The sequence below is a fragment of the Acidaminococcus fermentans DSM 20731 genome (assembly GCF_000025305.1).
Classification (GTDB): Bacteria; Bacillota; Negativicutes; order Acidaminococcales; family Acidaminococcaceae; genus Acidaminococcus; species Acidaminococcus fermentans.
The window spans coordinates 1,791,991-1,805,662 of record NC_013740.1; the positions used below are offsets into that span (position 1 = coordinate 1,791,991).

Consider the following 13,672-nt stretch of genomic DNA (forward strand, 5'->3'; position numbering starts at 1 on the left):
TCAATTACAGTTTAATGTTGATGTTGTTCCGGTCGAAGGTGTGGACGCCGTCCACGAACCGGACCGTGCCGGTGGCATACCGCATGGAAATGGTATGGGTACGGGCACCGTTGCCGAAGTAGTTGACTCCCCGGAGCATATCGCAGTTGGTGATGGCGGTGGCGGTGAACATGCAGTCATCGCCCTTGACCAGATCATCAATGGTCAGGATCTTCTTGGTGTCTTCGATGCCCATCTTCCGGCAGCGTTCCACCTGGTCTTCGTTTTCCGGAACCAGACGGGCCTGCATGTCGCCGCCCAGGCATTTCAGCCCGCAGGCAGCCAGTACGCCTTCCGGAGCGCCGCCCCGGCCGATGTACATATGCACGCCGGTGCCTTCGATACCGGCATCAATGATGGGATCCACATCCCCGTCACTGATCAGACGGATCCGGGCCCCAACGGCACGGACTTCTTCAATGATTTTCCGGTGACGGGGACGGTCCAGGGCCACAACGGTCAGATCGTTCACGTTCCGGTTCAGGGCCTTGGCCACCCGCTGGAGGTTGACGCTCACCGGATCATCGATGTTGATGCAGCCTTTGGCCCGGGGACCTACGGCGATCTTGTCCATGTACATGTCAGGTGCGTGGAGCAGGCAGCCTTTGGGGGCAATGGCGATAACGGCAATGGCGCCGTTCTGGCCTTTGGCCACCAGGTTGGTCCCTTCCACCGGGTCAACGGCGATGTCCACTTCCGGACCGCCGGCCCCTACTTCTTCACCGATGTACAGCATGGGGGCTTCGTCCATTTCCCCTTCACCAATGACCACCGTCCCGTTGATGTGGACGGTATCAAACATTTTCCGCATGGCATCCACGGCCAGCTGGTCGATGCCATTCTTGTCGCCCCGGCCAACACCACGGGCACTGGCAATCGCTGCGGCTTCCGTTACTCGGATAAATTCCATGGATAATTCTCTGTTCATTCCATACGCCTCCCAGATTCGTTGGGCAATTTTCCTTGCCCTTTCATTGTATCCGCTATTGCTGCAGAAATCAATGGTTATGATACTTCAACGCGGCTGCGATGAAGGCCTTGAACAAAGGATGGGGATTGGTGGGACGGGATTTCAGTTCCGGATGGAACTGGGCCCCCAGGTACCAGGGATGGACATCCGTGGGCAGTTCCACCATTTCCACCAGTTTCCCGTTGGGCAGGGTGCCGCCCAGCACCAGACCGTGGCTGAACAGTTCATCCCGCAGTTCGTTGTTCACTTCGTAGCGGTGACGGTGCCGTTCGCTGATGCTTTCAGTGCCGTAGGCCTTTTCCGCCAGGGTGCCGGGATACAGCTTGCAGGGATAAGCCCCCAGCCGCATGGTGCCGCCCTTGATTTCCACGCTCATCTGTTCCGGCATCAGATAGATTACCGGATACGGGGTGTTTTCGTCGAATTCCGTGGAGTTGGCCTTGGCCATGCCGCAGACGTTCCGGGCATATTCGATGACCAGACACTGCATCCCCAGGCAGATGCCGAAGAAGGGGATCTTGTTTTCCCGGGCATACTGGGCAGCCCGGATCATCCCTTCGATGCCCCGGTCGCCGAAGCCGCCGGGCACCAGGATCCCATCCACGCCTTTGAAGATCTGAGCGAAGTCCGCCTTGGGGTCTTCCAGATCCACGGCGTTGATGTATTCGATGTCCACATCTGCGTCATGGAAATAGCTGGCGTGTTTCAGGGCTTCCACGATGCTGATGTAGGCATCGGGCAGTTCCACGTATTTGCCCACCACAGCAATGGTGGATTTCTGGGCATGGGGGGCCAGGATCTTCTTCACCATGGCATGCCAGGCATCCATGTCCTTGGGTTTGTCTTCCATGTCCAGTTTCCGCAGCACCACTTTGTCCATACCCTGGTCTTCCAGCAGCATGGGCACTTCGTAGATGCTGGGAGCGGTGATGGACTGGAACACGGCGTCCGCATCCACGTCACAGAACATGGAAATCTTTTCCCGCATTTCCTTGCTGATTTCCTTTTCGCTCCGGCACACCAGGATATCCGGGGTGATGCCGATGCTCCGCAGTTCCTTTACGCTGTGCTGGGTGGGTTTGGTCTTCAGTTCCCCGGCAGCGGCGATGTAGGGCACCAGGGTCACATGGATGTAGAGCACATCGTTCCGGCCCACATCCTTCTTCACCTGCCGGATGGCTTCCATAAAGGGTTCGGATTCGATATCCCCTACGGTGCCGCCGATTTCGGTGATCACGAAGTCAGCATTTTCTTCCCGGCCCACCCGGTAGACCCGTTCCTTGATTTCGTTGGTGATGTGAGGAATGACCTGTACCGTACGGCCCAGATAATCCCCCCGGCGTTCCTTGTTGATCACGGACTGGTAAATCCGGCCGGCGGTCACGTTGGAATTCCGGGACAGGTTGATGTCAATGAACCGTTCGTAATGGCCCAGATCCAGGTCCGTTTCCGCCCCGTCATCGGTGACGAATACTTCCCCGTGCTGGTACGGGCTCATGGTACCAGGATCGATGTTGATGTAGGGATCGAACTTCTGGATGGTCACCTTGTACCCTCTGCTCTTGAGCAGACGGCCCAGGGACGCTGCCGTGATTCCTTTCCCTAAAGAAGACACCACACCGCCCGTTACAAAAATATACTTGGTCATTTTCTTCCTCCCTTTTTCTGGCTTTCGCCCAACTTTACATATGGTCCGGTGCACTGACACCCAGGATCTTCAAACCGTGGCGCAGGGTATTGCCCACAGCTGTAATCAACGCCAGACGGGCCTGCTGCACCGCAGGATCCACGCCCAGGACACGGCACTGGTTGTAGAACGAATGGAACAGCCCGGCCAGATCGTACACATAGTGGGCGATCTTGTGGGGGGCCCGTTCTGCAGCTGCCGTTTCAATCAGTTCCTCATAATCATTCAGCTTCTTGATCAGGTCCACTTCAATGGGTTCCTTCAGCACGGAAAGGTCGCAGTCCTTCCGGAGGGCGATCTTTTCTTCTTCCATCTGCCGCAGGATGCTGCAGATCCGGGCATGGGCATACTGGACATAGTACACCGGGTTGTCATTGGAATGTTCCGTGGCCAGAGTCAGATCGAAATCCAGCTGGCTGTCCATGCTCCGCATGATGAAGAAGAACCGGGCCGCATCGGTCCCCACTTCCTCGATCAGTTCATTGAGGGTCACGCTCTTGCCGGTGCGCTTGCTCATCTTCACCAGTTCCCCGTTCCGGTACAGGGCCACCATCTGGAGGATCAGCACTTCCAGCCGGCTGGGATCATAGCCCAGGGCCTCCATGGCCGCCTTCACCCGGGGAATGTACCCGTGATGGTCGGCGCCCCACAGGTTGATCACCCGGTCGAAGCCCCGCTGGAATTTGTTCTGGTGGTAGGCGATATCCGCGGCAAAGTAGGTGGATACCCCGTTGTCACGGATCACCACCCGGTCTTTATCATCTCCGAAAGCCGTGGATCTGAACCACTTGGCTCCGTCTTTCTCATACACATAGCCTTTTTCCTGGAGCTCGTCCACCACTTGGTGGATCTTGTCCGCATCGTGGAGACTCTGTTCGCTGAACCACACGTCGAATTCACAGTTGAAGGCTTCCAGGTCTTCCTTCAGGGCCGCCAGTTTTTCTTCCTTGGCCAGGGTCTGGAACTGTTCCAGCCGTTCTTCTTCCGGCATATGGATGAACTTGTCCCCGTATTTGGCCTTGATCCGCCGGGCGGTCACTTTGATGTCTTCCCCATGGTATCCGTTTTCCGGAAACTGGCAGGGAATGTCGAAGAGTTCCAGGTACCGGGCGTTCACAGAAAGGGCCAGGTTGTGCATCTGGTTCCCGGCATCGTTGATGTAGTATTCCCGGGTCACGTCATAACCGGCGGCCTTCATCAGGCTGGCCAGAGCGCTGCCCACTGCCGCGCCCCGTCCGTGGCCCACATGGAGCGGACCGGTGGGGTTGGCGCTTACGTATTCGATCTGGATCTTTTCCCCGTTCTTGGGGGGCAGGTTTCCGTAATTCTCCCCTTTGTCCAGGATGGCCCGGAGGGATTCTCCCAGCCAGTCTTCCTTCAGGTAGAAGTTCAAAAATCCGGGACCTGCGATTTCCACTTTGTCCACGCTGGGGCAGTCCAGGTATTCCTGCACCGCAGCGGCGATCACCCGGGGGGCACAGTGGAAATTCCGGGCCGCCTGCAGGGCGAAGTTGGTGGCAAAATCACCAAAGGCTTTCTGGGGCGGTACGGTCAGGACCACCGGGGCCATTTCCCCCTGGGACAGTTTCCCTGCCTCAATGGCCTTCCGGACGGCGTCGGCTACGGCCTCCGCCAGTACTTTCTTCATGTCCACGCTTTTCTTCCTCCTCGATCTCGATTTGCAAACGAATGCTTCCATTGGGCTGGCTGTCCATTTCCAGGTCGAAGAAGACCCGGAGCTGCCAGGCACGGTCCCGGCGGCTGATGGCCAGTTCCCGGGTAAAGACCGTCATGGGAACAGTAAAATACGGGGTCCTGTACTGAAACGAACTGTTCCGGCCCCGTTCATACTGCTGCCGATGTTCATAACGGCCATGCCGGATTACCGTCAGGGTGTCCTCCGTCCATTTCAGGGTGGTGCGGGTCCCTTCCATGCCGGTCACTTCCGATTCGTCGTACCGGACATAGACGGTCCCGTCCTTTTCCGTCAGCTGCCCGAAGGCCACCAGGGTGGCGGGATCTGCATCCCCGGCCCCTACGGTTTCACTATGGATGGTAATCTTTACAGGTGTCATGGACTCTCTCCACAATAAGAGAGGGTTGCCCCTGTGCAAGCCAGCACCATCAGCGCGGCGAAGGAGCAAGCCCTCTTTCGGATTCGTTATGTAGTATCTGTCAGCAAAAAAATTGTATTGTCTTGCCTATTCTTGTTTATTTTATATTAAAGCCGTCCAAAAGGCAAGGGGTGGATGGGGAAAATCCCGGGAAGGGATTGGATTGCACCGATCCCCATTCTATTATATAATGGACCTTATGCAAAAATAAAAGAAAGGATGTGTGTTTATGCATGTTGCATTAAGCACGGTGGTGGCTCTGGTCCTGTATTTTGCCGTTTTGATCGGGATCGGGCTGATCACGTATAAAAAAGATGATGATATGGAAGGCTACGCCCTGGGGGGACGGGCGCTGGGTCCCTGGGTCACGTCCATGAGCGCGGAGGCTTCCGACATGAGCGGCTGGATGCTCATGGGCCTGCCGGGGTACGCCTACATGGCCGGCATCAGCGCCTTCTGGATTGCCCTGGGACTGATCATCGGCACCTGGGTCAACTGGGTGCTGGTGGCCAAGCGGCTGCGGATCTTCACCTCCGTCATGGGCAACGCCATTACCCTGCCAGAGTACTTTGACAACCGGTTCTCCGACAAGCACCGGAAGCTGCGGATTGCCTCCGCCTTCTTCATTTTCATTTTCTTCCTGATCTACACTTCCTCCAGCTTCGTGGCCGGGGGCAAGCTGTTCAACACGGCCTTCGGTCTGGATTACCGCTATTCCCTGTTCCTCACCGCCGGCATCGTGGTGTTCTACACCCTGATGGGGGGCTTTGCCGCCGTGTGCTGGACGGACCTGTTCCAGGGCTTCCTGATGTTTTTCTCCATCCTGGTGGTGCCGGTGACCGCCATGTACTACATCGGCGGGGTGGATGCCACCATGGCCCGGCTGAACGCCATCAGCCCCCACTATTTCGATATGATCCGGGGGGCCGACGGCAGCGTCCTGAGCCTGACCGCCATCATTTCCCTGCTGGCCTGGGGCCTGGGATATTTCGGACAGCCCCACATTCTGGTCCGGTTCATGGCCATCCGTGATCCCAAGAGCATCCGGCAGGCCACCCACATTGCCGTCACCTGGGTGGTGATCTCCCTGGCCATGGCCGTACTGGTGGGTCTCACCGGCCGGGTATACCTGGGGGATGTGCTGAAAGGCGGGGCAGCGGAAACCGTCTTCATCCAGCTGAGCGGGAAATTCTACCATCCCTTCTTCGCCGGAATCATCACCTCCGGGATCCTGGGGGCCATCATGAGCACCTCCGACAGCCAGCTGCTGGTGGCCGCTTCTTCCTTTACCACGGACTTCTACAAGATCCTGATCAACCCCAAGGCCACGGCCGCGGAACTGGTACGGATGAGCCGGATGATGATCATCGTGGTATCCGCCCTTTCCCTGGTACTGGCCATGAACCCGGACAGCATGATCCTGAACATCGTTTCCTACGCCTGGGCCGGTTTCGGGGCCGCCTTCGGGCCCCTGGTGCTGTTCTCCCTGTTCTGGCGCCGGATGACCACTGACGGGGCCTTCGCGGGCATCGTAGTGGGCGGTTCCACGGTGCTGATCTGGAAGAACTTCTTCGCCTTCACCGGCGTCTACGAAATCATCCCCGGGTTCATCCTGTCCTGCCTGGCCATCGTCATCGTCAGCCTGATGGACAGCGAACCGGAGCCGGAAGTGGTGGCCCGGTACGACGAGGCGGTTGCCAAGTTGAAAGAGGAATGAAAAAAGGGGCCTGGAAAAAATGATTCCTCATTTTTTCCAGGCCCCCTTTTGGTCGCGGGTCGCGAGCTACAGGTCGCGAGCTAGGACGTTTAAGCCATTTGTTTCTTTTTCTATATGATGATAAGAAAAAATCGGTTGGAATCTGCAAAACTGAAACTTCGGTCCGTACCAACAAGCCCGCGACCCACGACTCGTGACCAAAAAGGTGGGCTGTGAAGAAATGAAAAAAGCATCTCTTCACAGCCCACCTTTTCTTACTGTATATACTTCCCGTCCCGTTTCAGCGGCTCCGACAGATCCTGCCCTCCCAGAACCGTTACCGGCTTGCCTTTTACGGTGAACCTTACTTTCTGGATTTCCGGGAATTCGGTGAGGGTGTCCACCACCGCATACAGCATCAGCAGAGTGTCGTGGTCCCCCCGCCGGGTCTGGAATTCCCGGCTGAAATCAATGGTGGCCACCTTGTCCTTTACGGTGACTTTGTTCACCCTGACCCCTTTGGGGAAGGTGGTGTCCCCCTGGGGACGCTTTTCCACCAGTTCCTTCAGCACCAGCAGGGGCAGCTTGTCCCGGCTGCCGGAAAGCTTCACGGTCTGGGCCTGGAGCTTCCCGTTCTTCCCCACCCGGTACAGGGTCCGGGACGAAGCCTGGGCTCCCTTCTGCCCGGCCTTGGCATCCGCCGCAGCCGTTTCCTTTTTCGTGTCAGGGTTCACGGTGGTGTTCTGGGGACTGCAGCCTCCCAAAAAAGTCAGGCTCCCCAGCAGTAGTGCTGCCGCCGTCCAGCGGGTCAGTCTTTTGTCCATGGGCTCAGCCTCCTTGATGCTGGTTGTAGAAGTCTTCGATACCGTCAGCAATGGCATTGGCCACCTTGTTCTGGAACCAGTCGGAGATCAGCAGCTTTTCTTCCCTTTTGTTGGTCAGGAACAGACATTCCACCAATGCCCCGGGCATGGTGCTCCGCTTGTTCACGTAGAAGTTGGCGTACCGTACCCCCAGGTCATCCACATCGGCGGTCTTCATCAGCCGGTCCTGGATGCACTGGGCTACCTGGATATCGTACTTGGTCTTGGGATGGTAGTAGGTGGAGAACCCGCCCACGCTGGTGTTTTCACTGGCGTTGATGTGGATGCTGATGAACATGTCGGAATGGCTGTTCTCCGCCACATCCACCCGGGCCTGGAGCTCTTCCGCATCGGTGGCGTCCGGTCCGTACACATCCACGTCGGTGGTCCGGGTCATGTAGACGATGGCCCCTTTCTTTTCCAGCAGGGCCTTCACCTTTTTGGAAATGGGCAGGGTCACGTCCTTTTCATAGGTGCCGGTAACCAGTCCGTGGGTTCCCGGGTCCGTGCCCCCATGGCCCGGATCCAGGGTGATCCGCTTGCCTCTGATGCCTCCCACCACGGAATAGGTGTTGCCAAAACTGGGTTTGGGCCGGGTGGGCTGCCAGGGAGAGCTGGAAGGCCTGCTGGGCCGCTTGGGAGTGAAGGTCTTCTGGGGCGGCGCCGCGATCACATCCACCACCACCCGGGTGGGCCGCTTGGCCACTTTGTCTTCCTTCAGGCTGAACACGTTGAACATCCCCTTCTGGAGGGGTCTCTTCATCATCACATGGACCACCGTGGCATTGATTTTCCGTTCCAGATACACCTTGGAAACATAGGTGGCCTTTTTGGGGGTAGTGACCCGGGGAATGGACGATTTCAGGTTGCCGTAGACGGTGACCCGCAGTTCATTGTCCAGCATTTCCGTTTTGTATTTCGTGGCCTGGTTGGTATCCAGGACAATCCGCAGCCGTCCGTTGGGATTGACCCCGTACACCACATCCTGGATCTTGGACGCCGCCTGGGCATTTCCCGTTCCCAGGCATGCCACCAGGCAGAAAAAGAATAACAGCAGTTTTTTGAACACGTTGAACCTCCTCTTGGGACGCAGCAGGCTGTCTTCTGCCTCCCGGACTACCCGGCCATTGTAACACTTTCCCAGGTTCCATGCAAATCAGGCCGGCTGACCGCCCCGGCGGGCCGGCCATCTTTTATCTCTTTTTCACTTTGTCCAGGGCTGCAGGCAGGTGGGTCACCAGATCCCCGGCCGCAAGACCGATCTTTCCGCCTTCCGCCGCCAGATCCCCGGCCAGCCCCTGGAGATAGACCCCGCAGCAGGCGGCCTGGCCCAGGTCCAGTCCCTGTCCCAAAAGGGCGGCAATGGTCCCGGTGAGCACGTCTCCGCAGCCCCCGGTGGCCATGCCTTCATTGCCGGTGGTATTGATGAACACCTGTCCGTTGGGCAGGGCCACCACCACCGGCGTGCATTTCAGCACCACTACCGCCTGCCATCTGGCCGCCCCTTCCAGGGCCGCCCGGACCGGATCCTGGAGGATCTCCCCGGTGGATTTCCCCAGCAGCCGGGCCATTTCTCCCGGATGGGGGGTAAAGATTTTTTTCTGGAGGGACTGCAGCAGGGCATCATCCCCAGCCAGGGCATTGAGGCCGTCCGCATCCAGCACCAGGGGCTGGGACAGCTGGGGCAGCAGTTCCCGGAGGTACTGGACGGTTTCCGGGGCTTTCCCTGCTCCGGGACCGGCAGCCACCACGTCAAATCTCCGGAAGGCCTTCAGGCTGGCTTCCGTCACCGGCCGCACCATCACCTCCGTGGATTTGATGATCAGGGGCTGGAGCACTTCCGGCTGGGTGTACAACGTCACCAGACCGGCCCCGGCCCGGACCGCCGCCTTGGAACAAAGTTCCGCCGCTCCGGCATACCCCAGGCTCCCGGCCAGGATCCCCACCCGGCCGTTCATGCCCTTGTGGGCATTGGGGGGCCGTTTGGGCAGCACGTGCCGGACCAGGTCTTCCGTCAGGAGCTCCGCATTGCTTTCCGCTTCCAGCACCAGGGAGGGCGGGGTATTCAGATCCGCCAGGATGATCTTCCCGGTGTACCCGGCTCCGGGATACAGGTACAGCCCCGGTTTGGGGGCGATCATGGTCACTGTGGCCCGGGCGTGGAGGGCCAGGTCCGTATACCCATGATCCGCTTCCACCCCACTGGGGATGTCCACCGCCAGCACCGGTACCGGCACCATCTGGAGGGTTTCCAGGAGGGACCGGATGGGTTCCCGGACTTTACCATGGAAGCTGGTCCCCAGCAGGGCGTCGATGAACAGATCCGCCTGGGCACAGGCCTGGAGCACTTCATTCTGGTCCTTTTCCCACCGGAGGATGGTAAAAGGGAAGCTCTGGCAGATCTTGTACTGTAGCGCCGCTCCCGGGCCGAAGCTTTCCGGGGCTTCCGCCAGCACCAGGGTCACCAGAGCCCCCCGTTTCAGCAGGAACCGGGCGGCGGCCAGGCCGTCTCCCCCGTTGTTTCCTTTCCCGATCAGCAGGATCACCCGTTTTTCCCGGGGATTCCCCATCAGGTCCGCCGCCACATCGGCCACGGCCCGTCCGGCGTTCTCGATGAGGACGGCCTCCGGGATTCCCATTTCCCCGATGGCCTTGGCATCCACTTTTTTCATGGCTTCACTTGCAATGAGTTTCATCTTATCCCTCCAACAGTACTTGGGCAATGGCATTTTCCGCCGTATGGCTCAGGCTTACATGGATCCGTTCCACGCCCCGCACCAGAGCGGCCACCCGCAGCTGGCCCATAAGATGGAGCCGGGGCGCCCCGGTCTTTTCCTCGTTCAGCACTTCCACCTGCTGGAGCTGTCCCGGAGTCAGGCCGGTACCCAGGGCCTTGCCCAGGGCTTCCTTGGCCGCAAACCGGGCCGCGTAGGATTCGCTGCTGTGAGCGCCCTTGCTTTCACAGTACTCGATTTCGTCCCGGGTAAAGGTCTTTTCTTTGAACCCGGCCTGTTTCAGGGCCCGTTCCATCCGGCCCACTTCCAGGATATCCACACCCATGCCAAGAATCATATCCAATTCCTTCTTTCACGCTTTTCTATCTTATTGAAACAATGTTACAAAACTATGGCAAAACTGTGCTCTTTCTTTTCCATTTACATCCCATGCTGTTTTTTCCAGTCCTTGATCTGCCGGAGCCGTTCCTTGTACCGGGCTTCCAGCCCCTGTTCCGTGGGATGGTAATAGCTCCGGTCCTTCAGCCCGTCGGGCAGGCACTGCATGGCGGCCATTTTCTCTTTGGTGTCATGGGCATACTGGTACCCTTTGCCGTAGCCCAGCTCTCCCATCAGCCGGGTGGGAGCGTTCCGGATCTGGAGGGGCACCGGTTCGTTGAGATGCTGCCGGGCATCGTCCCTGGCCTCGTTGTAGGCCAGTTCCATGGCGTTGGATTTGGGCGCCATGGAAAGGTAGATCACCGCATGGGTCAGGTTCACGGAACATTCCGGCATACCGAGGAAATGACAGGCCTGGTAGGCTGCCACCGCGATCTCCAGCCCCCGGGAATCCGCAAGGCCCACGTCTTCGCTGGCGAACCGGACCACCCGCCGGGCAATGTAAAGGGGATCCTCCCCCGCTTCCAGCATCCGGGCCAGCCAGTACACCGCCGCATCCGGATCGGAATTCCGCATGGATTTGTGGAGGGCGGAAATCAGGTTGTAGTGTTCCTCCCCGGTTTTGTCATACAGGAGAGCCTTTTTCCCGGTACACTGTTCAATCAGCTCCCGGGACACATGGATGCCGTCCGGTTTCCGTTCCCCGTTGAGCACCACCATTTCCAGGGTGGCCAGGGCGGACCGGGCATCGCCGTTGGAGAGCCGGGCCAGGAAGGTCAGGTCTTCCTCCGCCAGATGGACGGTTTCTTTCCCGAATCCCCGGGGATCGGTGAGGGCCCGTTTCAGGATCCCTTTGATGGCCTTTTCATCCAGGGCCTTCAGCACAAAGACCTTGCACCGGCTCAGAAGAGCCCCGTTCACCTCAAAGGAAGGATTTTCCGTGGTGGCGCCGATCAGGATGATGGCGCCTTTTTCCACAAAGGGCAGGAACGCATCCTGCTGGGCCCGGTTGAACCGGTGGATTTCGTCCACGAACACGATGGTCCGGGCCCCGAACCGCCGGTTCTCATCGGCCCGCTGCATCACCGTGCGGATTTCCTTGATGCCGCTGGTCACGGCGGAAAAATTAATGAAATTGGCCCGGGTGGTGTGGGCGATGATCTGGGCCAGGGTGGTCTTCCCCACCCCCGGCGGCCCCCAGAAGATCATGGAGGAGATCCGGTCTTCCTCGATCAGGTTCCAGAGGATCTTCCCCGGTCCCAGCAGCTGCTCCTGGCCCACGAATTCGTCCAGGGTACGGGGCCGCAGCCGGGCCGCCAGAGGCTCATCCGCCGGCGCCGCAAACAGACTGTCTTCTTCCAAGGATATCACCTCCCGTATACTCTAAATTTTATTATACCATGAAAAAGGGGACTGTTGCCATGCAACAGTCCCCTTTGGTCACGGGCCACGGGTCGCGGGCCTGGACGTTTAAGCCGTTTGTTTATCTTCTATAGGATGATACAGCAAAATCAATCAGAATCTGCAAAATCAGATTTTCGATTTGCACTAACAAGCCCGCGACTCATGGCTCGCGACCCGCGACCAGGGGGCGAATCCCTTCGCCCCCTACTCCCCCGTCTTCGTCTTGAACAGCTCATTCAGCTGATGGAGACGGGCGTGGTTGGGGATGAGATAGACGTAATCTCCGCCCAGCAGGACGGTATCGGCCTGGGGGATCATGTCCTGATCCCCCCGCCGGACGCAGACCACCAGGGCCCGGCCGGGCAGGCGGATTTCCTGGAGGGTCTTCCCTTCCACCCGGGCTCCCCCTTCCACGGCGATTTCCACCAGCATCTGCTCTTCCGGAGCCTCCAGGATATTCTTCACCTTGGGGTTGTCCTTCAGCGACCGTTCCAGCATGGCGTCGAAAATGGGCGTATCATGGACGATTTCCCCGGCCGCATAGGCAAACAGGGTCACAATGCCCAAAGGTACCAGATGGTAGAACCGGCCGGTCATTTCCAAAAGCAGCAGGATGGCCGTCACCGGTGCCCGGACGGAGCCGGCAAATAAGCCGGCCATGCCGAACACCACCATATTCAGCCGGTAGGCTTCCGGCAGGAGCCCCAGCTGCACCAGCAGGTTCCCGTACAGGCTCCCCACCAGGGACCCCAGCACCAGCATGGGCTGCAGGCTGCCCCCGGGAGCGCCGGACCCGGTACTGAAAATGGTGAAGAAGAATTTCCCCAGAAGGATCACCAGTACCATCCCCAGGGTCCCTTCCAGGTCCACCATGGCTTCGATGATGTTGTCCCCGGCCCCCAGGATCTGGGGCAGCAGGTAGGTGAGGGGAATGGTCAGCAGCAGGGGAAAGGCGATCTTCATCCAGGGTTTTCGGAACACCGGCAGGCTGTAGAACCGGCCGATGTTCAGAGACCCCTTGTTGAAGGCCACCCCGATGAGCCCGGATACCAGGCCCAGGACGATCACCTGGGGCAGCAGTTCCACCGGCAGGATGGGCATCTTGGGAATGGTCAGCACCGTTTCCACCCCGAACACCCAATGGACCAGCACTGTGGTGGTCATGCAGGCCATCAGGGTGGGTGCCATGACAATGGCGGACAGATTCTTGTGGATGGCTTCCATGGTGAACATCACCCCGGCCATGGGTGCGTTGAAAGCCGCCGCCAGCCCGGCTCCGGCACCGCTGCTGATCAGGGCCCGCTTTTCCAGGTTGGTGTTGTTCAGGGCGTTCCCCACCCCCTGGCCGGTCATGGCCCCAATCTGGACCGAAGGTCCTTCCCGGCCCATGGAAAGGCCGGCCCCGATGCCCAGGGAAGTATCCAGCAGTTTCACCAGGATCACCCGGGCCCAGTGGGTGCTTTTCTCCAGGCCCAGCACAATGCCCCGGACCTGGGGGATGCCGCTGCCCCCGGCAATGGGAGCCCACCGGACCAGGGCCGCGATCACCATGGCAATCAGGAGCAGGGCCCCCACCCACAGCAGGGTATAGGCGGGAGGCACATTCTGGAGAAAATCCACCATCTTCGCCCGGTTCCGGGCCACAAAGCCCAGACACAGCCGCAGCACCGTAATGCACAGGCCGGTGGTGATCCCCACCAGGATTCCTTCAAAAGCCAGCTTCAGTTTCAGGTTGGGAACATGGAGCATCCCCTGGAGGGTCTTTTCCCTTTCCTGCCCTTCCATC

At 59.0% G+C, this 13,672-nt stretch carries 11 protein-coding genes; 1 reads left to right on the top strand and 10 read right to left on the bottom strand.

Translation table 11 applies throughout. The annotated features are described in order from the left end of the window. Positions 1–4: 4 nt before the first annotated feature. The 4 genes from glpX to ACFER_RS08270 all read right to left on the bottom strand — a co-directional run bounded on the left by glpX (position 5) and on the right by ACFER_RS08270 (position 4,771). On the bottom strand, positions 5–967 hold the full coding sequence (gene glpX, locus ACFER_RS08255; protein ID WP_012938962.1) for a class II fructose-bisphosphatase: 963 nt from the start codon (positions 965–967) through the stop codon (positions 5–7). A gap of 70 nt (positions 968–1,037) precedes the next feature. Then, positions 1,038–2,657, bottom strand: coding sequence for a CTP synthase (locus ACFER_RS08260; protein WP_012938963.1), 1,620 nt, complete (start codon positions 2,655–2,657; stop codon positions 1,038–1,040). Between the two features lie 34 nt (positions 2,658–2,691). Then, positions 2,692–4,350 carry an arginine--tRNA ligase gene (gene argS / locus ACFER_RS08265; RefSeq protein ID WP_012938964.1) on the bottom strand — a complete coding sequence of 553 codons (1,659 nt, stop codon included), beginning with the start codon at positions 4,348–4,350 and terminating at the stop codon, positions 2,692–2,694. Next, on the bottom strand, positions 4,292–4,771 hold the full coding sequence (locus tag ACFER_RS08270; RefSeq protein ID WP_012938965.1) for a YwiB family protein: 480 nt from the start codon (positions 4,769–4,771) through the stop codon (positions 4,292–4,294). The genes argS and ACFER_RS08270 overlap by 59 nt, the downstream gene beginning before the upstream one ends. Positions 4,772–5,039: 268 nt before the next feature. Here ACFER_RS08270 and putP point away from each other — a divergent pair, with 268 nt between their 5' ends. Beyond that, complete coding sequence (gene putP, locus ACFER_RS08275; RefSeq protein ID WP_012938966.1) at positions 5,040–6,527, top strand: sodium/proline symporter PutP; 1,488 nt, start codon at positions 5,040–5,042, stop codon at positions 6,525–6,527. Between the two features lie 254 nt (positions 6,528–6,781). Here the strand turns inward: putP and ACFER_RS08280 are convergent, their stop codons facing one another. From ACFER_RS08280 to ACFER_RS08305, 6 genes are all read right to left on the bottom strand, one after another. After that, positions 6,782–7,330 (bottom strand): GerMN domain-containing protein, encoded by a 549-nt coding sequence (locus ACFER_RS08280; RefSeq protein WP_012938967.1) that lies wholly within the window; start codon positions 7,328–7,330, stop codon positions 6,782–6,784. Between the two features lie 4 nt (positions 7,331–7,334). Continuing rightward, positions 7,335–8,438, bottom strand: coding sequence for an N-acetylmuramoyl-L-alanine amidase family protein (locus ACFER_RS08285; RefSeq protein ID WP_012938968.1), 1,104 nt, complete (start codon positions 8,436–8,438; stop codon positions 7,335–7,337). 124 nt (positions 8,439–8,562) lie between these two features. After that, positions 8,563–10,065, bottom strand: a complete 1,503-nt coding sequence (locus tag ACFER_RS08290) for a bifunctional ADP-dependent NAD(P)H-hydrate dehydratase/NAD(P)H-hydrate epimerase (protein WP_012938969.1) — start codon at positions 10,063–10,065, stop codon at positions 8,563–8,565. A 1-nt stretch (position 10,066) separates the two neighbouring features. After that, entirely contained in the window at positions 10,067–10,441 is a 375-nt protein-coding gene (gene acpS, locus ACFER_RS08295; RefSeq protein WP_012938970.1) for a holo-ACP synthase, read from the bottom strand. Positions 10,442–10,524: 83 nt separating this feature from the next. Beyond that, complete coding sequence (locus tag ACFER_RS08300) at positions 10,525–11,844, bottom strand: replication-associated recombination protein A (protein WP_012938971.1); 1,320 nt, start codon at positions 11,842–11,844, stop codon at positions 10,525–10,527. A 246-nt stretch (positions 11,845–12,090) separates the two neighbouring features. Continuing rightward, positions 12,091–13,671: a ClC family H(+)/Cl(-) exchange transporter gene (locus tag ACFER_RS08305; RefSeq protein ID WP_012938972.1), complete on the bottom strand. Its 1,581-nt coding sequence runs from the start codon at positions 13,669–13,671 to the stop codon at positions 12,091–12,093. Position 13,672 lies beyond the last annotated feature (1 nt).